The following is a 25050-nucleotide window of genomic DNA, read 5'->3' as shown; positions in this document are numbered from 1 at the left end:
CGCGTCGGGGAGGTCATGACCATACGCGCGCATCGCACGGGGCGCAGTCCATTAATCCCGTTTCCGGGGTACCCGCGCGCCCCTCGCGCCCCCTGCGACCCGCCACGCCCGTCCACCCGCGGCCCGGACCGGGCCGGGCCCGGCGTCACCAGTGCGCGGGCCGGGCCAGTCCGGTGCCGATGCGGGTGGTGGAGTCGCCCTTGGCGGCGTTGAGTTGGGACTGCGTCAGGAACAGCGCGTCGGTCAGGTCCGCGCCGCGCAGATCGGCGTCGCGCAGGTCCGCGCCGATCAGGTCGGCGCTGCGCAGGTCGGCCCCGGACAGGTCGGCGGCGATCAGGTAGGCGCCGCGCAGGTTCGCTCCGCGCAGGTCGGCGCCCTTCAGCCGGGCCCCGATCAGGTCCGCGCCACGGTGGTTGCGCTTCTTTCCGGGCAGCGCGTTTCTGGTCAACTCACTTGCCCTCAGCAGGAGTTCGCTGGTCTCGGCGCGGATCGCGGGGACGTCGGCGGCGACCAGGGCGGCGGCGTCCCGGCGGGTCAGCTCGTCGATCGCGTCGCTCGCGCGGCGGAGTTCCGCGTGCACCGGACGGGCCCGCGGGAGCTCCATCGCCTCGGTCAAGTACCAGAGCAGTTCGTGGAGTTGACGCATCACCGGAAACGCTTCGAACATCTGTCGGGCGGCGTCCGGGTCGTCCCGCCAGCTGCGCCCGTCGAAGGTGTGCTGCGAGATCTTCTGGCCGGCGCCGAGGCAGTCGAAGACGGTGCAGCCCTGGTAGCCGCGGTCGCGCAGCTTGACGTGGATCCCGCACCGGTAGTCGGCGTCGAGGTTGCGGCACGGGGTGCCGGCGTTCTTGTTGGCCGCGAAGTCCGCGGACTTCGCGAAGGGCAGGGCGACGCAGCACAGCCCGAAGCAGGAGGAGCAGTCGGCGAGCAGGTCGAGGCGACGGCCGGTCGGGGTGGGGTGCTGCTGGTCGGTCACGGTGCGGGGTCTCCTGCGGCGCGGGGGCGACGGGCCCGGGTCGGTTCCGTCCGGGCACCATTGTCCCCGGTCGCGGGGGTGCCCCGTCCCGGGGCACTCCAAGCCGCGAGGCCCCTTCCCGGGGACGCGCCGGTGCCAGGGCGTCCGCAGCTCGGGTCATCCGTCGGGCGACGTCCGCGCGTCGCCGCCGCCCGGGCGGCCGGGGGCGGCACAGTGGTGGCTGGCGCGTCCGGGCCGGACGCGGTGGCGGCCGGCAGGACGGCGGGAGGAGCAGCGTGGGCATCACCGGCGACTGGTACAGCGAACTGGGTTCGCACATGCGGTTGGTGGCGGGTCCGGACGGGTCGCTGACCGGGGCGTACGTCTCGGCGACGGGCCGGGCGAGCGGCGCGTATCCGCTGGTGGGGCGCCTGGTGGCACCGGCGCAGCCCGGGCACGGGACGGCGGTGGGCTGGACGGTGGCGTGGCACAACGACAGCGGCGACGCCGGCTCGGTGACCTCGTGGAGCGGCCAGTACCAGCAGAACGGGGCGGAGTGGATCTCGGCCGCCTGGCTGTTGACGCGGTCCGCGGAGGCCCCGGACGAGTGGGAGTCGACGGTGGTCGGGCACGACCTGTTCACTCGGCAGGAGCCCGATCCGGCCCGTTTGGAGGAGGTGCGGCGGCTGGCGCGCCCACTGCCGCATCCGAAACCCTGAGCACGGCCGGCCGGGCCGGCGCCCGCGGTAGCACCCTCCGCCGGTACAGCGCCGCGACCCGCGGTGGTGGCCGTCGTCCGAGCCCGGGCCGAAGCGGGTGGCGTGCCGGCGCGGTCGCGCCTTGTGGTCATCGGGCCCATGGTGCTTACAAGCTTTGGGAATTGGTCCGGTTGCCGTGCGCTGGCGCCTGCTCACGCGGGTCCGCGACAGCGGGCGGCCGCCGGGCCCGCCCCGGACGACCTCGCGCCCGCCCCTTCCCGCGTGGCGGGTCGGGGCGGGCGCGGGGCGGACGAGCCCGCGGCTACGGAGCGGGCGTTCCGGTGGCGGTGATCTCTGCGGCGCTGGTCCACGGGCCCCGGTTCCCGGCTTCGCCCAGGGCTCGAAGGCGCACGTAACGTCCGTTCTTCGGCGTGAAGTTGACGGTCTTGGCGGCGGCGGTGTCGGCGAACGTCCCGGTGGCGACGGGGGTGCCCCAGTTGCCGGTGCTGTCGGAGACGTAGATCTCGTAGCCGCCGATCCGGCCGTTGACGCCGCCGTCCTGGCGGGGCAGACAGGTGAGGCTGTCGACGCTGTAGCGGGCGCCGAGGTCGAGCCGGATCTCGTGCGGCAGCGGGGTGGCGGTGGTGGACCACTGGGTGTGCCAGATGGTGGCGCTGTTGCCGTCGATGGCGTTGGTCGCGGCGCCGTTCTCGGCGGCGGTCTCCTGGCTGTCGACCGAGACGACCTTCCAATTCGCCTGCGGGATGGGGCCGTTGGCGGTGACGGGCGTGCCGGTGGGCAGGGTGAGGCCGGTCGCGGTGACGGTGAAGGCGCTGGTGACGGCGCGGTTGCCGGCCTTGATCCAGAGCGTGCCGGAGCGGTCGGCGGCGTCGAAGTACCAGCCGGCGCCCGCCGCGTCGTAGGCGGCCTTGCCGGCCAACCCGGGCAGCGCGGACGCCCCCACCGTGACGCCGCTCGGCGCGCCGGCCGCGTGCACGGTGAACTCGTAGTCGCGGGCGGCGAGTTGCCCGGCGTAGCTGCCGTTCGCGGCTGCCACGGCGAGCGTGACGTCGCCCGTGCCGCCGTTCGGCGCGGTGACGTCGACCCGTTGGCGGGAGTAGGCGCCGCCCTGGTAGGCGCGGGTGGTGCCGTCGTCCTCGTAGAGGCTGAAGGTGGAGTTCCCGCGCGGGTAGACGTCGTAGGTGAGGGTGGAGACGGGCTTCTGGCCGGTGTAGTTCATCTGCGGCCACATCGGCACGACGGCACCGGACTTGACGAACAGCGGCAGGGTGTCGAGCGGCGCGCTGTAGCCGTTGAGCCAGCCCGGCCCGGTATAGGTCTTTCCGGTCCAGTAGTCGGTCCAGTTGCCCGCGGGCAGGTAGATGCCGTCGCGCACCGAGGTGTCGCTGACCACGGGGGCGACCAGGAACGAGTCGCCCGCCATGAACTGACCGCTCGTCAGATTGCCTCGGGCGACCGGGTCCTGGGGGTATTCGAGCACCATGGCGCGGGTGGCGGGGACGCCGGTGTCGGTGGCGATCCGGCTCATGGTGTACATGTACGGCATCAGCCGCATCTTCAGCTGCAGGTACTTGCGGTTGATCGACAGGTAGGGGTCGGCGAACCGCCAGGGCTGTTTGTCGTTGTAGCCGGTGGACGGGTTGACGGCGCCCCAGCCGGACATGGTCATGAACGCGGGCGTGAAGGCCTTCCACTGGAGGTCGCGCACGTACGTCTTCGGGCTGCCGTCGTAGATGCCGTCGACGTCCCCGGACGCGTAGTTGAGGCCGGACAGGCCTGCGCCCGCGATGGACGGGACGTGCCAGCGCATGGCGTCCCAGGTGCCGTGGGTGTCGCCGGTCCACACCGCGGCGTTGCGCTGGGTGCCGGCCCAGCCGTCCACGGTCCACACGAAGCGGCGGCCGTCGGAGTTGTTCTCGATGCCGGCCACGGCCTGGTTGACGCCGGTGAACGCGGTCTTGTAGCCGCCGCCGATCCACGCCACGTCGGTCTTGACGGCGCGTGAACCGGCCGTTCCCACCTCCCAGTTGATGTTGTTCAGGCCGGTGGAGGTCCACAGGCCGGTGTGGAAGCCGCGATCGTTCAGGTCGGCGGCTGCCGTGGGCAGGTCGGTGTAGCCGCAGCCGTAGCCGTCGTTGGGCAGGAACCAACCCGAGGGCATGTCGGCGGCGCGGGCGTCGGTGGCGTAGCCGACCACGTCGGGCGTGGTCTGGTGGCGCAGCCGGTTGTGGTCGCCGGTGTAGGCGGGGTTGGAGGCGTTGAAGCAGTCGGCGTTGCCGAGTTCGAGTCCCCAGATGGGGGCGAGGAAGGGTTTGCCGGTGACGTCGGTGTAGGCGTTCAGCACGTCCTTGAGCGAGTTCCCGGCGAAGTACCAGGCGTCGAACCGGCTTTCGTTGTGGGTGAGTTGGGTGGGCGCGCCGAAGTTGTAGCTGCCGGGGGCCCAGGTGTTGCGCAGCACGCCGTAGCCGTTGGTGGACAGGTAGAACGGGGCGGGGCTGGCGTTGCTGTTCTCGGTCCACTGGTTGGAGACGGCGACCGGCACGGTCTTGTCGCGCAGCGCCCACTCGCCCAGGTGCAGGCCGGTGCCGTAGAACTGCTCGTCCGCGCCTCGGTTCAGGTACTGGGTGGTCTGGCTGGTGGTCCAACTGGTGGGCTGGGACTCGGCCCAGAGCAGTGTGGTGTTGTCGGCGCGGTAGAGCGCGAAGGTGAGCGGGGTCTTGTTGATCCGCAGGGCGATCGCGGCGGTGTCGATGCGCCAGTACGTTCCGGCGTCGGAGAGGGTGGCGCCGACGCTGCCGAAAGTGGTGGTGACGGCGAGGTCGCTGCCGGCCGGGTCGTTGGTGAACGCGCCGTTCGGGGAGAGCCAGATCCGGAAGATGTCGGCGCGGGCCAGCTGGATCCGGGCGGCGGCCCCGCCGGACGTGGCGACGGTGAAGGTGTCGCCGGAGCGCGTGACGGCGGTGGCGTTGCCGGCGGTGGTGGCGCGGGCGGCGGTGGCCGGGCCGGACACGGCGAACAGTGTCACCAGCATCAGCAGCACGAGCGTGGTCGCGGTGGGGCGTCGGCCGGCGCCGGCCGGGCCGCCGCGCCTTCGTGGCCGTCCTGGGCCGGAGAGCGGGGTCCGTGGGGCGGAACGCATCGGGATTCCTCCTGAGCGAGCGGGGACGGACGGTGGACGGTGCGTCGCCGGGCCGGAACGGAGGGGTGGGGGTGCGCCAAGTCGCTTGCGGAGCCGTGTGGTTGAACGGTGGGCCGATCCGGCGAGTTGAGCGGTACACATCGCAGCAGCAACCCGGCATGGCGTCAAGCGTTCATTCAATCCGTGTTCTGCGCAGTTTTGCGCAATCGGCGCAGACCGTTTGCGCGAATCGCCGCGGCGGCGAGCGATCGGGCCACCCGGGTGTGCGGAAATGGCGGCAGACGTTCGCCTGCGCGAAAGATCCCTTTGTCCGGGCGCATGCCCGGCTTGGCCAGAACGTTGGCATGCGAGTCGCCATCGTCACCGAATCCTTCCCGCCCGAGGTCAACGGCGTGGCCCACAGCGTGCTGCGGGCCGCCGAACACCTCGTCCGGCGGGGTCACCAGCCACTGGTGATCACGCCCGCGCCGGCCCGGGGCGCGCACTGCCCGCCGCAGTCCTTCGGCCCGGACCGGGAACCGCTGCCGGTGGTGCGCATTCCGTCCGTTCCGCTGCCCCGCTACCCGCAGGTGCGCATCGCGCTGCCCAGCCGCCGGCTGGCCGCCGCGCTGACCGCCCACCGGCCGGACGTGGTGCACCTCGCCAGTCCGTTCATCCTCGGCGCGCGTGCGGCCAGGCTCACCGAGCGCCTCGACCTGCCGACGGTGGCCGTCTACCAGACCGACCTGGCCGGGTACGCGCAGGCGTACCGGATGGGCCGCGGGCTGGGCTCGGCGCTCGCCTGGGCGCGGATCCGCTCCGTGCACCGCTCCGCCGCGCGCAACCTCGCCCCGTCCACCCCGGCCGCCCAGGACCTGACCGCGCACGGCGTGCGCAACGTCCGGATCTGGGCGCGCGGCGTCGACTCGGCGCGGTTCCACCCCGACCACCGGGACGAGTCGCTGCACCGCTCCCTGGCCCCCGGCGGCGAGGTGCTGGTCGGCTACGCCGGACGGCTCGCCCCGGAGAAGCGGGTCGACCTGCTCGCCGAGGCCTCCCGACTGCCCGGGGTGCGGGTGGTGGTGATCGGCGACGGGCCGAGCGCCCCCGCGCTGAAGGCCGCGATGCCCGGCGCGGTGTTCCTCGGCCGCCGCACGGGCGCCGAACTCGCCCGCTGCTTCGCCTCGTTGGACGTGTTCGTGCACACCGGCCCGCTGGAGACCTTCTGCCAGACCATCCAGGAGGCGATGGCCAGCGGCGTCCCCGTGGTCGCGCCGGCCGTCGGCGGCCCGCTCGACCTGGTCGGCCACCACCGCACCGGCCTGCTGGTCGCCCCCCGGGACGCCGGGGCCGTCGCCCGGGCCGTCGCCGCGCTGGCGGCCGCTCCCGACCTCCGCACCCGCTACGGCGCGGCCGGCCGCGCCGACGTCACCGACCGCACCTGGGAGGCCGTCGGCGACCAGCTCGTCCAGCACTACCAGGACGTCCTCGCCGAACACCGCACCCGGTCCGGCACCGCGCCCTCCCCGACCAACCGGAAAGCGCTTTCCGACTCCGTCGCCGCCGCCCCCGCACCGGCCTCGGTCGCCGCGGACGGGCCGGCGGCCGCAGCACCGATACCGACGCCCCGCCAGCCCGAGGCCGCGGCCGCCCTGGCCGCTCCGTCCGCCGCGGCCGCCCCCGCCGGCGAGCTGGTCGAGGAGCAGCCGGCGTGAACGGAGAATTGCGAATCGTCCGGGTGGCGAACTTCGTCACCCCGGTCTCCGGCGGCCTGCGCACCGCGCTCCGACACCTCGGCGCGGGCTACCTGGCGGCGGGCCACCGACCGGTGCTGGTCGTCCCCGGGGAGCGCCGCAGCGACGAGTGGACCGAGCAGGGCCGGGTCATCACCCTGCCCGGGCCCCGGGTGCCCGGCAGCGGCGGCTACCGGGTGCTCCGGGACCGCCGTCAAGTGGCATCGGTGTTGGCCGAGTTGGCCCCGGACCGACTGGAGGTGTCGGACCGCACCACGCTGCGTTGGACGGGCGCCTGGGCGAAGGCGCACGGGGTGCGGTCGATGATGGTCTCGCACGAGAGCGCCACCGGCGTGCTCGGCACCTGGGGCCTGCCCGGGCACACCGCGCGCGGCCTCGCCGACCGGCTCAACTCCCGTACCGCGCAGGCCTATGACACGGTGCTGTGCACGACGGCGTGGGCGGCCGAGGAGTTCGAACGGATCGGCGCGGGCAACGTCGTCCAGGCCCCGCTGGGAGTCGACCTGACGACCATGCACCCCGCCCGCCACGACCCCGAGCTGCGGGCGCGGTTGGCCGATCCCGGGCAGGTGCTGCTGGTGATGTGCTCGCGGCTGTCGGGGGAGAAGCGGCCGGAGCGGGCGATCGAAGCGCTGGCGGAGCTGCGCCACCACCGTGTCCCGGCGGTGCTGGCCGTCGCCGGGACGGGCCCGCTGCGCCACCGGCTGGAGCGGCAGGCCGCCGAGTTGCGGCTGCCCGTGACCTTCCTCGGCCACCTGGCCGAACGCGCCGAGGTGGCAGCCCTGTTGGCGACGGCGGACGCGGTGATCGCGCCGGGCCCGGTGGAGACCTTCGGCCTGGCCGCGCTCGAAACACTGGCCTGCGGCACCCCGGTCGCGGTGAGCCGCTCCTCCGCGCTCCCCCAGGTGGTCGGCCGGGCGGGCCTCGCCGCCACCGACACCGGCAGCGGATTCGCCGACGCGGTACGCCAGTTGCTCGACCGCCCCGAGGCCGAACGGCGGGCCGCCGCCCGCGCCCGGGCCGAGGAGTTCGGCTGGGACGCCGCCGTCACCGCCTTCCTCGCCGCCCACCATGCACCACTCCCCTCCGCCGCCGGGCCCGCCGTCCGGCACCGCACCCCGTAGCGGACGGTCCCCGACCCCCTCCGCCGCCCTCGGGTCCGCTGCCCGCGCCTCGGCGCGCAGCGGGCCCACCTCCGACTCCGCCTTTCCGCACCGGGCCCGCCGCCCTCCACCTCGCACCGCGCCGGGGCAGTGCGGGCCAAACTCCCCATTCCCCCACCGCATTCCCACCCCACCGAACCCCACTTGGAGGGACGTGATGACGGTACGATTCGCTGCTCTCGGCGACTCCCTCACCGAGGGTGTCGGCGACCCCGTTCCCGGCGGTTGGCGCGGCTGGGCAGCGCTGCTCGCACCCAGCCTCTCGCCGGACCCCGTGGACTTCCGCAACCTCGCCAACAGCGGCGCACTCAGCCGCGACCTGCTGGTCTCCCAACTGCCCGCCGCACTCGCCCTGCGCCCGCAGTACGCGGCGGTGGTGGTCGGCGGCAACGACACCCTGCGCGCTTCCTTCGACCTGAATCTGACGGCACGTCATCTCGAAGCCGCATTCGCCTCGTTGACGGCAGCCGGCACCGTCCCGCTCACGGCCTGCCTGCCCGATCCGGGACGGTTGCTGGGGCTACCGGCGCCGCTCGCCCGCCCGTTGGCGCGCCGGATGCGCGGCGTCAACGCGGTCGTCCATGCGCTGTCCGAGCACCATCATGCGGTGCATCTGCATCTCGCGGACCTGCCATGGACGGACCGGCGCGCTCTGCTGAGCGTGGACCGGCTCCATCCCAGCGCCGCCGGGCACCAGTTGATCGCACACGGCTTCCACACCCTGCTCGCCGAGGCCGGCCACCCGGTGGGCCCGCCGCCCGCCGAACTTCCCGCCCCCGCACCCGCCCCCGGCGCGAACCTGTGGTGGATGGCCACCCAGGGCACCCGCTGGCTGGCGGCCCGCTCCACCGACCTGCTCCCGGGCCTCCTCGCCCTCGCCGCGATCGAGGCCCGTCACCTGCTGCGCGGCTCGGCCCGCCGCCTCGACCACGTGGAGAACCGGACCACCGCCGCCGTCATCGCCCGCATCACCGCCCCCGACCCCACACCGCCCGTCGACCACCGGCCCACAGCACCCACCTCGGAGCCGTCGACGGCCGACACCTCGGCCCCGGGGTAGGGCGGCAGTCGGCCGGACGACGCCCCCAACACATCACCGCCCCAGGCACATTGGGACAGTGCCCGGCCGTCGGGGTGGTCGTCGCTCAGCGTCCTCGGTCGCGCTCGGCTCCGTAGCGGCCGCTGCCCGGTCGGAACCTCCTGGCCGAGGTGCCGTCGGCCCGGATGTGCCCGATCAGTGTCGAGCTCAGGACTCCGGCGACTGCTACCCCTGCGTTCGGTCCGTCCGAGCGAGCCGAAGAGTTCGGCACCGCCGTCGAGTTGGGCCCGGGCCGGGCGGGCCGGCGGTGAGCGCGGCGAGGACGCGGCCGGGCTCCTCGGCCAGCAGGTGCTGCTCGACGGCCCGGTCGTACCACGTCAGGCCACCGGTGTGCGCCCTGGCCGATGCTCCGGCCCGGGCCGACAGGACCTGGATCCTTTCGGTCCGGTCGGGAAAGCCCTGTTGGACCTGCGCGATGAGCTGGGCCTCCGCCTCCCGGGCGCGGCCCGACCAGGCTTCCAGGTCGCGCCCTGGGTGAACGGCGACAGCCTCGGCCGCGGCACGCACCCCGACGGGCGCAGTATCGAGCCGGCGCAGCCGGCGTCGCTCCCGTTCGGCTGCCTGCTCGGCCAACTCCGCCTGCACGTCCCGGGATCCGGTCAGCCCCCGGTCCGCCGGCCATGCGGTGCGGGCCGACCCGTCGCGCGGCTCGGCGTCGCGGTCGCCGAGCCCACGGAGGCCGGTCCCGTGGTGCGGGTTCCGGCAGGCGATCGACTCGCCGTCGATGTCGTGCATGATGATCGTCGGCCGACCGCTGCACGGGCACCGGTCGCCGGTGCCGCCGTCCACCACGGCCGGCAGCCGGGCCGGTTCGGCGATCCCGGCCCCGTTCACCAGGGTCCGCACCACGTCCGGGGACTCCGCTTGTCCGGCGGCCCCTCCACGATCACCACGTACCCGGCGCGGTCGAGCGCCTCGCGAAGGCGCGTCGTCGTCGGGGCGCCGTCGTCCGTTCCCGGCGTTCCTTCGTCGATCACGGCCGCGAGGCTACCGACGCCGCGCCGCGTCGGCGTCCCGTCCGTTTCCGCAGGCGGGACGCCGACGCCGGGCCTCATCCATCCGGCAGAGATTGCTGACGCTCCGCACCGGTGTCGAAGTACGCGTCCAGGTAGGCGCTCGGTTCCAGCGAGCTGTCCCGCAGCAGCGAGAACACCTCCGCGCCCGCCCCCGGCACCCCGTGGTCGCCCAGACGATAGGACTGCGCGAAGCCGAGGTACTCGACGCTGCTCTCGCGTGCGTACGTCTCGGCCTCCGCTTCGGCCAGGGCGATCGCGTCGTCGGCGGACGGAGCCTGCCAGAGGGTGATCCGCTCCTCGTAGGACCGCCCGCTCGCGGCCGTCCACTCGAAGACGCACCGGACCCCGTACCAGTTCATCCGCTGCTCCACTCCCGCTGGGCGACGGGATCATTCTCCCTGCGGGGTCCGACGAGCCTGCCGTCAGGGGGACTTCGGCAGCCGGATCACGGCCGAGCCGCGTGCGAGGTCGATCCGGGTGCGGTTCGGCGGGGCACCGTCCTCGTCCTCGTCGCGGAGCATCAGCGCCGACTGGCGTTCCTTCAGTTCGTTCTGCTTGCCGGCCGAGAACTGGGCGTGCAGCTGCTCGAAGCCGGTCGCCGAGATCTGCCCCTGCCGGTGGCCGGGGCGCCAGGGCAGCAGACCGGCGCGCCCGGCGCGCAGCAGGACCTGGTCGACCACGGCGAGTGCGGTGAGCAGCAGCACCAGGCCCGGCAGCGTCATGAAGACGATGAACCCCATGCAGCCAGTATCACTCCTGGGCAACCCGCCGAACAGGGTCTCTGGCGGTCGCGGGCTGTCGCGGGCGGTTCAGGTTCAGGGGGTGACGACGGCGAACCCGGGGTCGGGTTCGCTGAGGACCGACATGAGGGTGGTCAGCACGGTCGGGTCGCCCGTGTGGTCGATGCGGTCGAGGCCGTGGCCGGTGGGCGGGCCCATGAGCTGGGGTTCGGTCAGCACGAGTGTGAGATCGGCGGAGCCGTCGACAGCGGGGCGGTGGGCCGGGACGCCGTTGCGGAGGCTGGTCCGGGGCGTCCGGTCGAGGTCGGTGAACCGCCACAGCGCGGTCAGCGAGTGGTCCCACGCATTGGGGCCGCTGATCAGCGGGGACGTCCGGATCGGGACGGGCGCGCCGGGACCGGTATGCGCCCGGGCCCGTCGTCCTCGCCGGCCCGGGCGGACGCCGCCCGACGGGAGCGGGCCGAACGGGTGACCGCCGTTTCCCCCGGCGGTCGCCCGGCTCTCGGCGATGCCCGAACGCCTCGGCAGGTTCACCGGCCGGTCGGAGAGTGAACGTCGTAGCATCGCCCTCGGAGCATCGTTCGCACCCTGCTGGGAGGCAGTGAACATGAACGTCGGTTTCGTCGGTCTGGGCGCGATGGGCCGGGCGATGGCTCGTCGGCTGCTGGAGGCGGGGCATTCGGTGCGGGTGTGGAACCGGTCGCCGGAGCCGGTGGCGGAGCTGGTCGCGGACGGGGCGTCGGCGGCGACGACGCTCGCTGAGGCGTTCGACGCGGAGGTGGCGATCTCCATGCTGGCGGACGACCGGGTGGTCGAACGCCTGTTGCTGAACGAGGAGTTGCTGTCGTCGGCGCGGGCCGCCGTGCACGTCAACATGGCCACCGTCTCGCCGGGTTTGGCACGCCGCGCGGCGGAGCTGCACGCGCAGCACGGGCTCGGCTACATCGCGGCGCCGGTGCTGGGCCGCTCGGAGGCTGCGGCGGCCGGGAACCTGAACATCCTGGCGTCCGGCCCGGCGGCCGAACTCGACTGGGTGGCACCGCTGTTCGACGCGATGGGCCGGCGAACCTGGCATCTCGGCGAAGACCCGGCGGCGGCGAACGTGGCGAAGGTCAGCGCCAACTTCCTTCTGGTGTCGGCGATCGAGGCGTTCTCGGAGGCCGCCGTGCTCGCCGAGGCGAACGGGCTCGCCCCGGCCGCGCTGCTCGACGTCCTCACCAACTCCATTTTCCCCGGGCCGGTTTACGCCGGCTACGGGGCGATGATCGCCGAGCAGTCCTTCGATCCGGCCGGGTTCCGCCTCGCGCTCGGGCTGAAGGACGTGAACCTCGCCCTCGGCACGGCCGCCGACGCCAACGTGCCGCTCCCCCTCGGCTCGCTGCTGCGCGACTCCCTGCTCCAGGCCGTCGCCCACGGCCACGGCGAGCAGGACCTCGCCGCGATCTCCACCACCTCCCGCACCCGCGCCGCACTCTGACGTCAGGTCAGCTGGCCACCCCGTCCCGACCGCCGCCGCAATTCCGCCGGCGCCCTCCGCAACGACCCCTACCGCGCACCTCCGGACGCGCGGCGCATCGGCATACCCACCCCTCTTTTCGTCGTATTGACGACAAGCGATCCTCCGACTTATCGTCGTAGAGACGAAAAGAAAGGACGGTCGCGATCTCCATGGCCGACATCACCCGCCGCTTCGGCTTCCGCCACCTGCGCTCCGCTCCGACCAGCCACATCCGTCACCTGCGGGGCGGGCGGCTCGCCCACGAAGGAGTCGGCCTGGCGTTCTGGTTCCGGCCGCTCACCGCCGCGATATCCGAAGTACCGGCGGACGACCGCGAGTTGGCGATGGTGTTCCACGCCCGCACGGCCGACTTCCAGGACCTCGCGGTGCAGGCCACCGTCACCTACCGGATCAGCGACCCGGCGATCGCCGCCACCCGCATGGACTTCGGCATCGACCCCGACACCGGCGCATGGCGGGCCGAACCGCTCGCCCAGCTCGCCACCCTGCTCACCGAGACCGCCCAGCAGCACGCCCTCCAGCTGATCGCCCGAACTCCACTGGCAGACACCCTGATTGACGGGGTGACAGTGGTCCGCGACCGGATCTCCGAGGGGCTGACCGCCGAACCCCGGCTGGGCGAGATCGGGCTGGCGGTGCTCGCGGTGCGCGTCACCGCCGTCCGGCCCGAGGCCGAACTGGAGCGGGCGCTGCGCACCCCGGCCCGGGAGCAGGTCCAGCAGGAGGCGGACCGGGCGACCTACGAGCGTCGCGCGGTCGCGGTCGAGCGGGAACGCGCCATCGCCGAGAACGAACTCGCCAGCCAGATCGAACTTGCGCGCCGCGAAGAGGAGTTGGTGGCGCAGCAGGGCACGAACGCGCGCCGCGAGGCGGAGCAGAAGGCCGCCGCGGACGCGGTGCGCACCGACGCCGAGGCGTCCCGCCGTACCCGCCTGGCGGTGGCGGAGGCCGAGGCGGCGGGCACGCTGGCCGCCCAACAGGCCGAGGCCGCACGGGCGATGGGCGAGGCGAAGGCCGCCGCCGAGGCGGCGTGGCTGACGGCGCACCAGCAGGTCGGGCCGGAGATCCTGCAGGCGCTGGCGCTGATCCGACTCGCCGAGCACCTGCCCCGGATCGACAGCATCACCCTCACCCCGGACGTGCTGACCGGTCTGCTCACCCGGCTGTCCACCCCGCTCCCCGCCGCCGGTGCCGACGCCCCGACCGTCTCGACCTCCCCGGCCGCCCCGGCCCGCGACACGGATCGGCCGGGACGGTGAGCCTCGCGCCGCGCGTGGTGCTGGTCCACCGGCGCACCGAGTACCAGGAGTTGATCGCCCACCACGGCACGCACGGCCAGGCCGAGTTCTTCCTCGCCGGCCGGGGCCGTTCCCTCGACGAGGCGGAGCGCCGGCACGACCTCGCCCGGGAGGCGCTGGCGGAGGTGTCGGCGGCGGTGCCGCTGGACTGGCGGCAGACCCGGGTGGAGCGGGCCGACCTGGACCGGTTCCTGTTCGCCCCCGAGGATCTGGTGGTCGTGGTCGGCCAGGACGGGCTGGTCGCCAACACCGCCAAGTACCTGACGGGGCAGCCGGTGATCGGCATCGACGCGGAGCCGGGCCGCAACCCCGGTGTCCTGGTCCGCCACCGCGCCGGCCGGGCCGGGGCGCTGCTGCGGGCGGCCGTCGGACCGGGCGCGGAGCGGCGGCTGGAGCTGCGCACCATGGTGGAGGCGGTGGCGGACGACACCCAGCGGCTGCTGGCGCTGAACGAGATCTACCTCGGACAGCCCGGCCACCAGACGGCCCGCTACCTACTGTCCGCGCCCGGCGGCGACCCGGAGTCACAGGCGTCCTCGGGCGTGCTCGTCGGCACCGGCACCGGTGCGACCGGGTGGTGCCGCTCGGCCTGGCTGGAACGGTCCAGCCGGCTGCCGCTGCCCGGGCCCACGGTGGCGCAGCTGTCCTGGTTCGTTCGGGAGGCCTGGCCGTCCCCCGTGACCGGCACGTCCCGGGTCGAGGGCCTGCTGACCGCCGAGCAACAGCTGACCCTCACCGTGGAGAGCGAGCGGCTGGTGGCGTTCGGCGACGGCATCGAGTCCGACGCCCTGCACCTCACCTGGGGCCAGACCGTCCGGATCGGCCCCGCCGAGCAGCGCCTCCACCTGCTCGCCTGACCCGGCAACCCGACCGGGCCGCCGGCCCCGCTGCCTGGGAGCGACCGTCGGCGGCGGCGCTGCCTAGGATGGAACGAACGACGGGAAGGAGGTCCGGCCATGGCTCGACGATTCGCTCTCACCTTCCCCGGGGAGACCGGAGGCCACGCCGACCAGGACGTGGTGGTGGTCGAGGCGACCGGCACCCGAGGACCCGGCGGGCACCCCGTGTACGCGGACGCATCCGGCATCGTGCAGGCCGAGATCAGCGACGCCGGCGAGGTCCGGATGATGGCCAGCGGCGGCCACCAGACCCCCCGAACGCCCATGCACGCCGAGCCACTGCCCTGAGCGTCGGCTTCCCCACCGCCGACTACCGACCACCGACCGGCAACGGGAAAGCGCTTGCCGAACTCCTCCGGTAAGCGCTTTCCCGTTCCGTCCGGTCAACCGGCCGCCGTCAATCCCTCAAGCGCTCACCAACGCGAGTGCACCTGCGCGCGCAGGCGGCGGTCGTAGATGTCCTGGACGGCGTGCAGGGTCTGCGGCGACAGCGGCGGCAGAGCGGCCGTCTCGGCGTTGGCCCGAGCCTGCTCGGGGCTGCGGGCGCCGGGGATGACGGTGGTGACACCGGGCTGCTGGACGATCCAGCGCAGCGCGGTCTGCGCGGAGGTGGCACCGGGCGGGGCGAGGCGGGCGAACTCGTCGGCGGCCTCGACACCGGTCACGAAGTCGACACCGGAGAACGTCTCGCCCTGGTCGAACGCGGAGCCGTCCCGGTTGTAGGTGCGGTGGTCGTCCGCACCGAACAGGGTCTCCTTGGTGTACTTGCCGGACAGCAGGCCGGACGCCAGCGGAACGCGCGCGATGATGCCGACGCCGGCCTTCTCGGCCGCGGGCAGCACCTCGTCCAGCGGCTTCAGCCGGAACGGGTTGAGGATGATCTGCACGCTGGCGACGCCGGGCCGGGCGATCGCGGTCAGCGCCTCCGCGCAGGTCTCCACGCTGACGCCGTACGCGGCGGTGCGGCCCTCCTCGACCAGGGTGTCGAGCGCGTCGAACACCTCGTCGCTGGAGTACACCGCGGTGGGCGGGCAGTGCAGCTGCACCAGGTCGAGCCGGTCCACACCCAGGTTGCGGCGCGAACGGTCGGTCCACTCACGGAAGTTGGCGAGGGTGTAGTTCTCCGGCAGCTGCGGCAGCCGGCGGCCGAGCTTGGTGGCGACCATCAGGCCTTCGCCCTGCCGGGACTTCAGGAAACGACCGATCAACTGCTCGCTGCGGCCGTCCCCGTAGACGTCGGCGGTGTCGAAGAACGTCACCCCGGCATCCGCCGCGGCGTCCAGCACCGCCAGCGCGTCGTCCTCCAGCACCACGCCCCAGTCGGCGCCCAACTGCCACGTCCCGAGACCCACCACCGACACCGGACGCCCGGTCCTGCCAAGTACACGCTGTTCCATGCGCCGAGCCTGCCACAACGCCCGCCACCGCCCAACCCCCGACACTCCCCCACCTGGAGCGTTGGGGCTTGTGGTGCCCTTCACCCCGCACTTCGGCCGGCACTCCAGCAGGGCTTCGATCACCGATCAGATGATCTACCGGACGCGGGCCCGGCGTGCCGATGCCGGTGCCGGCACCGGCCTGGGCCCTCTCTTCCGGAGTCGGGGCATGAGTCGTCCGGGTTCGAAGATTCCGCCGTTGTCGGTCACTGATGCCCAGCGGGCTGTGCTGCATGGCTGGTTGCGTCGCCGCACGACAGCTCAGGCTCTGGCCCAGCGGTCGCGGATCGTGCTGGAGTGCGCCGAGGGCCACTCGATCACGGAGGTGTCCCGCCGGCTGCGGGTCGCTCCGGACCCGGTCCGCACCCGGCGGCGCCGGTTCATCGAGCGGGGCCTGGACGGCCTGTGTGACGACCCGCGGCCTGGCGCCCCGAGGAAGATCACCGACGGCAACGTCGAGCGGGGGATCCTCCGCCCAGGCTCCGTCGGTCGGCCGGCATCTGGTCTCCTTGCTATCGGCCCCGCCGGGAGCGGCGGCGGCCACGTGCTCGATCCGACCGCGGCCCGCCGCGCCGCCCCGGCCGGGACCCGCGGCGAGGAGTCGGCGGCGGGTGCTCAGTACAGCTTCTTCACCGCGGTGTTCAGGGTGTTCTTCCACGGGATCACAGGCGGATCGCCCCAGTAGCTCTGCCACAGGACCAGCGTCACCGTGTCGCCGTCGCGGCCCACGCCCCACAGGTAGTTGTAGTCGGGGCGCTCGGTGGCGTTGGAGTCGAAGGTGTGCATCCCCTGAAGGGTGGCGCCCTCCTCGACGTTGATCACCCCGTGGTCGAAGTAGGTTGCGGTCACGCCGGGCCGCTGCGGGGCGTGCGCGCAGGCGATGTAGTCCTGCCGGGCCTTGTCCGCGAAGGCGATGGCCTCGGCCTCCGTGTCGAAGACCGCCACCTTCTGCTGGGCCAGCGCGGTTTCCGCGGTAGTGAAGTCCCGGTGCCATACATTGACTTCGGCCGGCTCGGCGGGCCAGCCCACCGGACAGTCGAAATCGTCGCCCCACCCCCGGGCGGTCGGGCTGGCGCGCCACGACTCGGTCTTCGGCAAGTCGGAGATGTACAGGGTCCCCGGCTGCGGCCGCCACTGGTCGGCAGCCGCCGCCCGCCCCGGAGCCACCCCGGCCCCCAGGGCCCCAACCGCCAGCACCGCGGCCCCCACCGCGACCGCGCTCCCGCGCAGCCGTGCACGTACCCCCATGGCTTCCCTCCCTCCGTGCGCTTCGATCACCCCGTTCCGCCCCGGACCAGGGCAGACTCCTTCCACGGTATGGTGTCGGCGCCCGTGCGGCAGGGCCTTTTGGTCGAAATGACCGAGAAATCCACGGCTGTTGACCGAGAACACGGCCAGTGCGGCAACCGCAGGCGCAGCAGCCGTCGCCCGGACCGGGTCGTGTTCACGTCACCAGGTGCAACGACATCGCCACGATCCCGTCTCAAAGGCGGGGCGAAGTTCCAGAACACCAGGGCGAGAGGTCGACGGCGGCGACAGCGTTTCGGGCGCCACCTCGGGCAAGCCGTTGGACCAGTACGCCGCCCGCACCGGCGAGAAGGTCGACAAACGGCCGGTCACCGCCGTCCTGTCCCCGAACGCCGTATCCAAGGCGAGCTCCGACCACGTGGGCGCCCTCCCGCCGTTGCGGTTCTACGACGGGCTGGTCAAGAAGCCCGACGGCACCTACCGCGCCCTGTACTTGAGCAACTCCGCCCGGAAGCCGACCGCGGCCGAGACGGCGTTCGACGACACCGTCGGCCGGGGCGCAGCGGGAATCGCCGTCGTCGACGGCAAGAAGATCCTCATCACCGAGGTCCGGCCGGTCGACGCGCCTGCCGCGCCCCAGCCCGACCAACAGGTCCGCCACCTGGCCCTCGGGCTGTCGTCCGGAGGGATCAAGGGCTTCGCAGAGGCCAACAGCTTCGAGCACCTGATGAGGAGGGACATCACGAGGGCCGAGCTGCGCCGGGAAACCCTCAGCCGGCTGAACTCGCCGAACTACCGGATCCACTTCTCACTCAAGGACATGCGCAGGACGGACTACCCCAATATCCTGCTCCGCGGCTACACATGGGAGACGGACCCCAGGTGGAGGGGACAGATCCCTCAGCTCAACGGCAAGATCCTGCCGTTCGCCGAGAAGTGGCAGTTCGCTCCGAGCGTCACCGACTGGGAGCTGTACATGGTCCACACCCTGCCGGGCGTCCTCGAACAGACCACCTTCTACGACGAGAACGGCAACGTCATGGAGAGCAGTCCCTTCCTCCCCTACTTGGCGCAGCTGCCCCAGTAGCAGCACCAGGCGCCGGAGACCGGCGACGCAGGCCGCGTGCCGGCCCGCCGGCGGCATCCTGGCGTCGCTCCGGGCCCACGACCTGAGCTACCCCGTGGAACACCCGGGCGGCGGAGTACGCGCCGGCCCAGCTCGTCGCCACGCAGCGCAGCGGTTTCCCCGTCCCCGACACCATGACCACCAACGACCCCGGCAGAGCACATGTGTTGATCGACCGTCAGTTGGGCGGAGTGGTCCACAAGCCGCGGCGGAACACCCCGTGCCAGGTTGACGGCCGGGCGCGACACGTGTGGGTGCGAGAGGTGCGCGCGCACGAGATCACCGGCGCGGTGGCCGCCTGCCCTCACCTGTTCCAGGCCCTGGTGGCGAAGGCGCTCGACTTCGCCGTCACCGCGGCCGGTGCCTGGTGCTTCCTTGAATGCAACCCCAAACGGGCCGTGGGCATGGCACCCCGACTCGATCGCTTTCGCTGTCGCTGACCGACTCCGGGAAGGCTCCGACGCATGACCCGACTTGCCGAACTCTGTGCCGGCCCGGTCCCGGCTCGCCACGACCAGTTGAGCTCCGCAACCGCCCTGACCGTCCTCTGACGATCCAGCACGCGTATGGCACGATGACGGTCTTTCGACGGGTGGGCCGAGGACGGGTGCGGCAATGGACGACCGGCGGAGCAGGGCGCAGGCCGCGGCGATCCGCTGGGTGGTGCTGGTGGTCGCGCTGCTGTTGCTGATGGTGGGCGCCGGGTATGCGGCGTCGGGCCGGGCAGTGGCGCGGGGCGCGGGCAGTCCGGGGGTGTTCACCGTCACCAAGGAGGCCGTGAACTGCGGCCGTTGCGTGGTCGAGGGCACCTTCAAGCCGGACGATCCGGCAGAACCCGCCCTGACCGGCGCCCAGGTGATGGGCCGTCTCCCGGTTCGCGTGCTGGGCGATCAAGCCCGGGCGGTCGGCCACGACGGCAAGGTGTACCCGCCGGACGGCGGCGGAGCCGCGCAGCGCGGCCTGGGGATCGCCGCCGGCGGGCTCGCAGGACTGCTGCTCTGGCTCCGGCTGGCCGTCCGGGCCCGCCGCCGACGCCGTTCCGCCTCGCTCGCGGGCTGACGGACGGCCGCCACCGGGGGCGGTCGGCCGGTGGCTGACGCTCCGACGACGGGCGGGAGTCGGGGCGTGCACCGCGCGGCAGGCGGACCGGCGTGAGCCGGGCGGCCGGCCCGGGTGAAGACGTGATGGGCGCGCCGAGTCTCCGTGCGGGCTGGGTCTCCTGGTGGCACGGCGACGGAGACGATCAATGCCTAGCGCGGGCCGACCGAGGGTTTCACTGTGCCGCAGGAGCCCCTCGCAGGTGCGGTCACCCCGACCGGCTGTGCGACACGCAGCAACTGCTGTCGGTCTCGCTGCTGGCGGACAACAGTCCCGGCATGCACCGAATCGACGAGCGGGCGGCCGGGATGGACTACCAGGACACCGTGTACCGGCCGAACGACGATCACGGCCTGCGAGTCAACGTCTTCCTCGCCTGCGACCACGAGCACCACACCGCCCCGACTGCCCACCGCCCACGACCCGACGACGGCTCGGCCCTCGCGTCCCGCCACCGGCAGCGCCTCGTGGCAGAACCACCGGTGGGCCACCTGCCGCGCCGTTCGACGGCGGAGGCCCAACCCGGCGAGAGGGGCCTCCACCGTCAACCCGCGTGCAGAACGACCAGCACCGCCCTCCGGCCGTTCGACTGTCAGGGTTCCTGGAACTCACACGCTTCCACCAGGACAGTTCCTAGCCGGCAAGCGGCGCCTCGAAGCCGGTGACCGCGCCCGGGCGCCCGGTCGCGTCGCCGACCGCACCCGGCCAGACGGTCACCTGGCCCGCCGGGTTCTGCCCGTACAGGTCCGGGATGCCGTCTCCGGTCAGGTCGCCGACCGAGCCGACGACGGGGTAGGCGCTGGGGGCGATGCCGTTGCCGATGACGGTGCCCTGGGCCGGGTCGGCGAGCGCGGAGTAGTCGATGGCGCAGTTGTTGGCGGGGTTCCTGGTGATCGGGTACGCGAGGATCCGGCCGGTGCTGCGCTCGCGAGTCCACAGGGTGGCCTGCGAGGTGGTGGTGGTCGTCCCGGCAGCGTCGGTGCAGGTGGTGGTGCCGTTGGCGGGGCCGGGGCCGATCAGGTCGTAGTCGCTCCAGTCGAGGGCGGAGAGCAGAGTGTCGGTCGGGGCGAGCAGCTTGACACTGTTACTCCCCGGGGAGAACAGCCAGAGCTTCGTGCCGATCACCGCGACGAGGTTGGTCCTGGCCGGAGTGCTGGTTGTCTCGTTGTTGACGGAGCCGATGGCGAGGATCTGGTTGGCGTTGCTCCAGTCGGTGCCGAGCTCGGACGGGCAGGTGACCGTGACGCCGCCAGCGCTGAGGCAGGTGACCGCGCCCTGGGTGGTGCTGCCGTTGAGGAAGAACCCGGTGCTGATGGAGAATCCGGTGGGCGAGTTCATGTACAGGTACATGCGTCGGTCGCCGGCCGGGTGGGCGATCAGGTCGCTGCGGTAGACGCCGCCGAACAGTGAGCCGTGGTGGGTGATCTGGACGCCCTGCCAGGTGCCGGTGGGCGAGTCGGCTGCGTATCCGAAGAGCCGACCCGTGTCGGGCGTTTCGGTGGTGTTCTGGATGACGCGGAGATTGCCGGCGCTGTCCGGCAGCAGGATGTCCGCATCTCCGTCGCCAGTGACGTCGCTGTAGGCGATGCCCTCGGTCGTGAACGCCGTGGCCGGGGACAGGGAGACGTCGAAGCTGGTCGCGCCGGCGGCCGGGATCCCGAGCAGGCCGATTCCGAGAGCGCCGGAAGCGATCAGGGCGAGCAGGCGTGGCAACTGGCGCGCCTTGGGGCCGGAGAGCCGCGATTTGCGCAGGTCGGAAGTTCGATCGGACATGAATCGCACCCAATTTCCGTGAGTCGCCGACCGGGTGGAAGGCTTTGATTCCTAGATGTTCTCTGTGCGGGATCGAAATGTGAAGCGCCAATTTCGCCATATGCCTGAAATCTCCGCTTCGAAGTCCGGTAACGATCCCGCGACGGCAGCCCGACCGGCGTGCGAGGCACCTCGAACTCACGCAAGAGGGGCATGTACTGACAAGACGTCCGGAAGTTCGACAACGACTGCATCGGCGGTGCGGGCCGATTTCCGCCTTCCGCGGTCCAATCCTTAGCGGATCCACCGGATCCGAGCGAGGTGTGCGAATGAGAAATTGCACATCTATGGGTGATCTGAATCCGATCGGAGAATTCGGCCGCGGCCACGGCCTGGACACCCGAGAGCCAAGGCCCACAGCTCGCCGCTGCCGTCGGACCGGCGCTCGCGCCCGAAGGAGTCGGACTCTCCGAGGATCCGCAGCAGTTCGAGGTGTGACCCGTCGGCGAGGGACGGTGCTCGGAATCGGAGCCGGACGCCGTCCGCCAGGTGTGCCAGCCGCACCTCCTCCCCGGTCAGCGCGACCAGTTGGGCAGCCGCGTCCCACGCCCGGTCGGCAGGCTCCGTCACCGCGGCGGAGCGATTCGCTGCGGCGGGGACAGGTCGTCGAGCGACGTGACGCCCTCCCGTCCGTCCCGCACTCGCCGCACGAACACGCCGCACTCGTGAATGGCCATCACCCGCACGTCCTGGCCCGACCGTTGGTCGTGAGCAGCTCGGCCCTCCCGGGGCCGCCACGGCTCCGCCAGGGACGCCACCCATCGGGTGGCTTCGGTGAAGCTGTGGAAGGCCAGGGGCTCGCCGTCCGGCCCGGGCACGAGGCAACCTCCGTCGCCCTCCACGGCCACGCCCCACAGGTCGACCGCGCCGGGAGGCGAGGGCAGGGGTACGACCCTGCACCGGGGCGGGAGTTGGACGACTGTCGACATGAGGGTGCTCCTGTGCGCCGCGCTGTGCTTTCCGCTACAAGAGTCGGCCTGCGGGGCTACGCTGAGTAGGCGTCAGGTCGTGACATCGGGGCCTGTCACCGGAGGGAGCACGGGTGGGCCGTCGGGAGGCCGTACGGGAACAAGCGTTCTGCTCACCGGGGTTCTTCGCCTCGGAACTGTCGGAGGCCCGCGAGCGCGCGGGGCTGTCACAGGGCGAGCTGGCGCGGCTGATCCCCTGCGACCGGTCGCTGATCAGCCGGATCGAGGCCGCCGAGCGCGTACCGCAGGAGGACTTCGTCCACGCCTGCGACAAGCTCCTAGGCACAGGAGGCATGCTGCTGCGCGTCTGGCAGAAGGTCCCTTGGCACCGGGAGGTCGAACACCCGGACTGGTTCCGCCGTTTCGCCGAAATGGAGGCGCGGGCCACCGTCCTCCGGCAGTACGAGATCGCTTGGATTCCTGGCCTGCTGCAGACGCCGACCTACGCTCGGGCGCTGCTCGCACAGGGCGACGCAGCGGGTGACGAGGACTTGATCGATGAGCGGGTCGCGGCACGGCTGGGTCGGCAGGCACGGTTCCTCGAAGCGGACTCGGCACCGTTCCTGGTGGTCATCCTGGACGAGGCAGTCCTGCACCGGGCGGTCGGCGGCCCGGTGGTCATGGCGGACCAACTGCGCCACTTGCTGCGACTGGCGCAGCGCCCCAACATCGTTCTCCAGGTGGCGCCTTACGGCATCGGAGAACGTGCGCCGTTCGGCGCGTCGTTCACTCTGCTGAGACTGCCCGAGGGGCCGGAGTGGCAGTACGCGGAATCGCTCAGCAGAGGGGCGTTCTCCAACAATCCGAGACAGGTCGGTGAGCGATCCCGCGCCTATGATCGGCTCCGGGCCGAAGTCCTGTCGGCACCGGAATCGTCCCGCCTGATCCTCCGCATCATGGAAGGGCTGTTGAACATGAGTCCGAAGGTCGACCTGTCCGCCGCCCGGTGGTTCAAGAGCAGCTACAGCGGCAGCGACGGCGGGCAGTGCATCGAAGCGGCATACGACTTCGTCGACGCCGGCGTGGTGCCGGTGCGTGACTCCAAGGACCCCGGCGGCCCCGTTCTGGGATTCTCGACCGACACCTGGCAGGCGTTCGTCTCGGCGGTGAAGTCCGGGAGCCTCCCCGCTCTGTGACAGGCCCTCGGCAACGGCGGGACGGAGAACGCAGGAAGGGCTGGATCCCGCAGGATCCGGCCCTTTCCGGGTGTCAGACGTTGACGCCGTAGTCGAGTGCGATGCCACGCAGGCCGGAGGCGTAGCCCTGGCCGATGGCGCGGAACTTCCATTCGGTGCCGTAGCGGTAGAGCTCGCCGAAGACCATCGCGGTCTCGGTGGAGGCGTCCTCGGAGAGGTCGTAGCGGGCGACCTCGGTGCCGTCGGCCTCGTTGACGACTCGGATGAAGGCGTTGCGGACCTGGCCGAAGCTCTGGCGGCGCTGTTCGGCGTCGTAGATCGACACCGGGAAGACGACCTTCGCGACCTGCGGCGGGACGGCCGTCAGGTCGACCTTGATCTGCTCGTCGTCACCGTCGCCGCCGCCGGTCAGGTTGTCGCCGCTGTGCTCGACCGAACCCTCGGGGCTGCGCAGGTTGTTGTAGAAGACGAAGTGCTGGTCGCTGAGGACCCGGCCGGCCTCGTTGCACAGCAGTGCGCTGGCGTCGAGGTCGAAGTCGGCGCCCGTGGTGGCCCGAACGTCCCAGCCGAGGCCGACGATGACGGTGGTGAGTCCCGGCGCCTCCTTGGTCAGCGAGACGTTTCCGCCCTTGGCGAGCGAGACTCCCATATTGCCCTCCTGTGGTATCCCCGTGCCGGGACCGGCAGTTCGGTCCGGCGGCCGGCCCCCGGCCGCGTCCGCGGGCCCAGGCCCCGCCATTGAATCTACAGCACTGTAGATCAGGACGGAATCCACCTTCACACCGTCAGCACCCCAACGGACGGCAAAGAAACGCCCCACCCCGGGAGGCGCGCCGCGCCGGGAGCCGCCTACCGGCGTCGGCCGCCACCCCGGGCATACCCTTTCCGAGGAGGTGCCCGAGATGAGTGACGACACGACGATCCCCGGTATCGACCCGAAGGTGCCGCCCAGTGGCGACGGCTGCATGGAGTGCCTGGCCGGCGAGGGCCAGGGCTGGTGGTTCCACCTGCGCCGGTGCGCGGCGTGCGGACACATCGGATGCTGCGACTCCTCGCCGTCCCAGCACGCCAGCGCGCACGCCCGGTCGGCCGGCCACCCGTTCCTGACCAGTTTCGAACCGGGCGAGGACTGGTTCTGGAACACCGAGACCGAGCAGTTCTACGAGGGACCGCCGCTGGCCGGCCCGTCCGCGCACCCGGTCACCCAGCCCACCCCGGGCCCGGCCGGGCACGTCCCGATCGACTGGCAGCAGCGCCTGCGCTGACTCCCCGCCCTGCCACAGCGACCGTACTCGTCCTGTCGCAACGACCGTACCCGGCCCTGGCCACCGCCCGCGCCGGGTACGGTCGTTGCGGCAGGACGAGTGACGGCGGCGAAGGGGCGGGAACGTGGACGCGCAGCAGTGGGAGACGGTGCGGCGGCTGGCGGCGTGGCTGGCCGACGGCAGTACTCAACCCGCGGAGATGCAGCGGGTGTTGCAGTGCCTGAAGGTCAGCGAGGAGGCCGGGGAGGTGGCCGAGGCGGTGATCGGCGTGCTCGGCCAGAATCCGCGCAAGGGCTTCTCGCACACCTGGGACGACGTCGCGGGCGAGCTGTGCGACGTGATGATCACCGCGATGGTCGCGCTGGTCCGGGTGCACCCGGACCCAGCCGCCGCGTTCGACGCGCACCTGGCGCAGGTCGCGGCCCGGGCGCTGCCCGCACCGGGGGCCGACGCCGCCGCGCACTGACGGCCGGGGGGCTCCGTCAGCGGTGCCCGACGACGAACAGCAGGCCCACGAAGCCGGCGAACAGGTGGGTCCCCACGATGTAGATCAGTGCGCGGATCATCATCTGCTTGCGACGCGCCTTCTCATCGCGCACGCCGTCGCTGGTCACACCCGTTCTCCTGTCGTCCTGGGTTCTGCTGCGGTCGTTCGGTCGTTTCGAACCCTTGCAGGGTAGC

General features: G+C 72.3%; 25 protein-coding genes and 1 pseudogene. 15 read left to right on the top strand and 11 right to left on the bottom strand.

The features are described 5' to 3' along the window. Positions 1 to 145: 145 nt before the first annotated feature. On the bottom strand, positions 146 to 976 hold the full coding sequence (locus IEZ12_RS26690; protein WP_189275422.1) for a pentapeptide repeat-containing protein: 831 nt from the start codon (positions 974 to 976) through the stop codon (positions 146 to 148). 275 nt (positions 977 to 1251) lie between these two features. Here IEZ12_RS26690 and IEZ12_RS26685 point away from each other — a divergent pair, with 275 nt between their 5' ends. Continuing rightward, the gene (locus IEZ12_RS26685) at positions 1252 to 1674 is read left to right on the top strand and encodes an avidin/streptavidin family protein (RefSeq protein ID WP_100584499.1); all 423 of its coding nucleotides are present in this window, start codon (positions 1252 to 1254) and stop codon (positions 1672 to 1674) included. A 301-nt stretch (positions 1675 to 1975) separates the two neighbouring features. Here the strand turns inward: IEZ12_RS26685 and IEZ12_RS26680 are convergent, their stop codons facing one another. Then, positions 1976 to 4813, bottom strand: a complete 2838-nt coding sequence (locus IEZ12_RS26680; protein WP_229848072.1) for a TIM-barrel domain-containing protein — start codon at positions 4811 to 4813, stop codon at positions 1976 to 1978. 344 nt (positions 4814 to 5157) lie between these two features. Here IEZ12_RS26680 and IEZ12_RS26675 point away from each other — a divergent pair. The 3 genes and pseudogenes from IEZ12_RS26675 to IEZ12_RS26665 form a co-directional block, all read left to right on the top strand. After that, positions 5158 to 6297 (top strand): annotated as a pseudogene (locus IEZ12_RS26675) (glycosyltransferase family 4 protein); the annotation flags it as partial. Between the two features lie 206 nt (positions 6298 to 6503). Next, positions 6504 to 7670 (top strand): glycosyltransferase, encoded by a 1167-nt coding sequence (locus IEZ12_RS26670; RefSeq protein WP_189275418.1) that lies wholly within the window; start codon positions 6504 to 6506, stop codon positions 7668 to 7670. A gap of 196 nt (positions 7671 to 7866) precedes the next feature. Further along, positions 7867 to 8769, top strand: a complete 903-nt coding sequence (locus IEZ12_RS26665; protein WP_189275416.1) for an SGNH/GDSL hydrolase family protein — start codon at positions 7867 to 7869, stop codon at positions 8767 to 8769. A 204-nt stretch (positions 8770 to 8973) separates the two neighbouring features. Here IEZ12_RS26665 and IEZ12_RS26660 read toward each other — a convergent pair whose 3' ends face one another. The 4 genes from IEZ12_RS26660 to IEZ12_RS26645 all read right to left on the bottom strand — a co-directional run bounded on the left by IEZ12_RS26660 (position 8974) and on the right by IEZ12_RS26645 (position 11128). Next, positions 8974 to 9657 (bottom strand): hypothetical protein, encoded by a 684-nt coding sequence (locus IEZ12_RS26660; RefSeq protein WP_189275414.1) that lies wholly within the window; start codon positions 9655 to 9657, stop codon positions 8974 to 8976. 202 nt (positions 9658 to 9859) lie between these two features. Beyond that, the gene (locus tag IEZ12_RS26655) at positions 9860 to 10183 is read right to left on the bottom strand and encodes a hypothetical protein (RefSeq protein WP_189275412.1); all 324 of its coding nucleotides are present in this window, start codon (positions 10181 to 10183) and stop codon (positions 9860 to 9862) included. A 63-nt stretch (positions 10184 to 10246) separates the two neighbouring features. Then, entirely contained in the window at positions 10247 to 10564 is a 318-nt protein-coding gene (locus tag IEZ12_RS26650) for a DUF6191 domain-containing protein (RefSeq protein ID WP_100584504.1), read from the bottom strand. Positions 10565 to 10639: 75 nt separating this feature from the next. Further along, on the bottom strand, positions 10640 to 11128 hold the full coding sequence (locus tag IEZ12_RS26645; RefSeq protein ID WP_229848070.1) for an alkyl sulfatase C-terminal domain-containing protein: 489 nt from the start codon (positions 11126 to 11128) through the stop codon (positions 10640 to 10642). Here IEZ12_RS26645 and IEZ12_RS26640 point away from each other — a divergent pair. The 4 genes from IEZ12_RS26640 to IEZ12_RS26625 all read left to right on the top strand — a co-directional run bounded on the left by IEZ12_RS26640 (position 11073) and on the right by IEZ12_RS26625 (position 14568). Then, positions 11073 to 12041 carry an NAD(P)-dependent oxidoreductase gene (locus IEZ12_RS26640; RefSeq protein WP_189275407.1) on the top strand — a complete coding sequence of 323 codons (969 nt, stop codon included), beginning with the start codon at positions 11073 to 11075 and terminating at the stop codon, positions 12039 to 12041. The two genes, IEZ12_RS26645 and IEZ12_RS26640, sit on opposite strands and share 56 nt — an antisense overlap. A gap of 191 nt (positions 12042 to 12232) precedes the next feature. Further along, on the top strand, positions 12233 to 13342 hold the full coding sequence (locus tag IEZ12_RS26635; RefSeq protein ID WP_229848066.1) for an SPFH domain-containing protein: 1110 nt from the start codon (positions 12233 to 12235) through the stop codon (positions 13340 to 13342). Then, entirely contained in the window at positions 13339 to 14238 is a 900-nt protein-coding gene (locus IEZ12_RS26630; protein ID WP_189275404.1) for a diacylglycerol kinase catalytic domain-containing protein, read from the top strand. Before IEZ12_RS26635 ends, IEZ12_RS26630 begins: the two co-directional genes overlap by 4 nt. Before the next feature lie 99 nt (positions 14239 to 14337). After that, positions 14338 to 14568: a DUF6296 family protein gene (locus IEZ12_RS26625; protein ID WP_043911713.1), complete on the top strand. Its 231-nt coding sequence runs from the start codon at positions 14338 to 14340 to the stop codon at positions 14566 to 14568. A gap of 125 nt (positions 14569 to 14693) precedes the next feature. On the opposite strand, the gene IEZ12_RS26620 is transcribed toward IEZ12_RS26625, so the two are convergent. Further along, positions 14694 to 15677 (bottom strand): aldo/keto reductase, encoded by a 984-nt coding sequence (locus IEZ12_RS26620; protein WP_043911712.1) that lies wholly within the window; start codon positions 15675 to 15677, stop codon positions 14694 to 14696. On the opposite strand from IEZ12_RS26620, the gene IEZ12_RS39180 reads away from it, so the two are divergent. Further along, positions 15676 to 16401, top strand: a complete 726-nt coding sequence (locus IEZ12_RS39180) for a helix-turn-helix domain-containing protein (RefSeq protein ID WP_308431085.1) — start codon at positions 15676 to 15678, stop codon at positions 16399 to 16401. The genes IEZ12_RS26620 and IEZ12_RS39180 overlap by 2 nt on opposite strands. Here IEZ12_RS39180 and IEZ12_RS26610 read toward each other — a convergent pair. Beyond that, on the bottom strand, positions 16332 to 16964 hold the full coding sequence (locus tag IEZ12_RS26610; protein ID WP_152645032.1) for a hypothetical protein: 633 nt from the start codon (positions 16962 to 16964) through the stop codon (positions 16332 to 16334). The genes IEZ12_RS39180 and IEZ12_RS26610 overlap by 70 nt on opposite strands. A 319-nt stretch (positions 16965 to 17283) precedes the next feature. On the opposite strand from IEZ12_RS26610, the gene IEZ12_RS26605 reads away from it, so the two are divergent. The 3 genes from IEZ12_RS26605 (at position 17284) to IEZ12_RS26595 (ending at position 19149) form a co-directional block, all read left to right on the top strand. Continuing rightward, positions 17284 to 18051, top strand: a complete 768-nt coding sequence (locus tag IEZ12_RS26605) for a hypothetical protein (RefSeq protein WP_189275403.1) — start codon at positions 17284 to 17286, stop codon at positions 18049 to 18051. A gap of 173 nt (positions 18052 to 18224) precedes the next feature. Further along, a complete protein-coding gene (locus IEZ12_RS26600) occupies positions 18225 to 18530 on the top strand; it encodes an MvdC/MvdD family ATP grasp protein (protein ID WP_189275401.1) in 306 nt (101 codons plus the stop codon). Between the two features lie 175 nt (positions 18531 to 18705). Then, on the top strand, positions 18706 to 19149 hold the full coding sequence (locus IEZ12_RS26595; protein ID WP_189275399.1) for a hypothetical protein: 444 nt from the start codon (positions 18706 to 18708) through the stop codon (positions 19147 to 19149). Between the two features lie 672 nt (positions 19150 to 19821). Here the strand turns inward: IEZ12_RS26595 and IEZ12_RS26590 are convergent. Further along, complete coding sequence (locus tag IEZ12_RS26590) at positions 19822 to 20961, bottom strand: hypothetical protein (RefSeq protein WP_189275397.1); 1140 nt, start codon at positions 20959 to 20961, stop codon at positions 19822 to 19824. 1081 nt (positions 20962 to 22042) lie between these two features. Between IEZ12_RS26590 and IEZ12_RS26585 the strand changes: the two genes are divergently transcribed. Then, on the top strand, positions 22043 to 23104 hold the full coding sequence (locus tag IEZ12_RS26585; protein WP_229848064.1) for a helix-turn-helix domain-containing protein: 1062 nt from the start codon (positions 22043 to 22045) through the stop codon (positions 23102 to 23104). 73 nt (positions 23105 to 23177) lie between these two features. On the opposite strand, the gene IEZ12_RS26575 is transcribed toward IEZ12_RS26585, so the two are convergent. Beyond that, the gene (locus tag IEZ12_RS26575) at positions 23178 to 23753 is read right to left on the bottom strand and encodes a TerD family protein (RefSeq protein ID WP_043911706.1); all 576 of its coding nucleotides are present in this window, start codon (positions 23751 to 23753) and stop codon (positions 23178 to 23180) included. Between the two features lie 253 nt (positions 23754 to 24006). Here IEZ12_RS26575 and IEZ12_RS26570 point away from each other — a divergent pair, with 253 nt between their 5' ends. Then, a complete protein-coding gene (locus tag IEZ12_RS26570) occupies positions 24007 to 24369 on the top strand; it encodes a UBP-type zinc finger domain-containing protein (protein ID WP_043911705.1) in 363 nt (120 codons plus the stop codon). A gap of 124 nt (positions 24370 to 24493) precedes the next feature. Further along, positions 24494 to 24835, top strand: coding sequence for a MazG-like family protein (locus IEZ12_RS26565; RefSeq protein WP_189275393.1), 342 nt, complete (start codon positions 24494 to 24496; stop codon positions 24833 to 24835). Between the two features lie 16 nt (positions 24836 to 24851). On the opposite strand, the gene IEZ12_RS39175 is transcribed toward IEZ12_RS26565, so the two are convergent. Beyond that, on the bottom strand, positions 24852 to 25050 hold a 199-nt coding region (locus tag IEZ12_RS39175), incomplete at its 5' end, for a DUF6126 family protein (protein WP_229848062.1).

Source organism: Kitasatospora griseola, from assembly GCF_014648555.1.
GTDB classification, from domain to species: Bacteria; Actinomycetota; Actinomycetes; order Streptomycetales; family Streptomycetaceae; genus Kitasatospora; species Kitasatospora griseola.
The sequence above is the reverse complement of the archived record's forward strand: the minus strand, read 5'-3'. Positions and strand labels throughout refer to the sequence as shown.

Coding starts and splice junctions, on each gene's coding strand:
- IEZ12_RS26680 (WP_229848072.1), bottom strand. CDS start 4,813: ATGCGTTCCGCCCCACGGACCCCGCTCTCCGGCCCAGGACGGCCACGA.
- IEZ12_RS26665 (WP_189275416.1), top strand. CDS start 7,867: ATGACGGTACGATTCGCTGCTCTCGGCGACTCCCTCACCGAGGGTGTC.
- IEZ12_RS26655 (WP_189275412.1), bottom strand. CDS start 10,183: ATGAACTGGTACGGGGTCCGGTGCGTCTTCGAGTGGACGGCCGCGAGC.
- IEZ12_RS26650 (WP_100584504.1), bottom strand. CDS start 10,564: ATGGGGTTCATCGTCTTCATGACGCTGCCGGGCCTGGTGCTGCTGCTC.
- IEZ12_RS26640 (WP_189275407.1), top strand. CDS start 11,073: ATGCCCGAACGCCTCGGCAGGTTCACCGGCCGGTCGGAGAGTGAACGT.
- IEZ12_RS26645 (WP_229848070.1), bottom strand. CDS start 11,128: ATGCTACGACGTTCACTCTCCGACCGGCCGGTGAACCTGCCGAGGCGT.
- IEZ12_RS26635 (WP_229848066.1), top strand. CDS start 12,233: ATGGCCGACATCACCCGCCGCTTCGGCTTCCGCCACCTGCGCTCCGCT.
- IEZ12_RS26625 (WP_043911713.1), top strand. CDS start 14,338: ATGGCTCGACGATTCGCTCTCACCTTCCCCGGGGAGACCGGAGGCCAC.
- IEZ12_RS39180 (WP_308431085.1), top strand. CDS start 15,676: ATGCGCCGAGCCTGCCACAACGCCCGCCACCGCCCAACCCCCGACACT.
- IEZ12_RS26620 (WP_043911712.1), bottom strand. CDS start 15,677: ATGGAACAGCGTGTACTTGGCAGGACCGGGCGTCCGGTGTCGGTGGTG.
- IEZ12_RS26610 (WP_152645032.1), bottom strand. CDS start 16,964: ATGGGGGTACGTGCACGGCTGCGCGGGAGCGCGGTCGCGGTGGGGGCC.
- IEZ12_RS26600 (WP_189275401.1), top strand. CDS start 18,225: ATGACCACCAACGACCCCGGCAGAGCACATGTGTTGATCGACCGTCAG.
- IEZ12_RS26595 (WP_189275399.1), top strand. CDS start 18,706: ATGGACGACCGGCGGAGCAGGGCGCAGGCCGCGGCGATCCGCTGGGTG.
- IEZ12_RS26590 (WP_189275397.1), bottom strand. CDS start 20,961: ATGTCCGATCGAACTTCCGACCTGCGCAAATCGCGGCTCTCCGGCCCC.
- IEZ12_RS26575 (WP_043911706.1), bottom strand. CDS start 23,753: ATGGGAGTCTCGCTCGCCAAGGGCGGAAACGTCTCGCTGACCAAGGAG.
- IEZ12_RS26570 (WP_043911705.1), top strand. CDS start 24,007: ATGAGTGACGACACGACGATCCCCGGTATCGACCCGAAGGTGCCGCCC.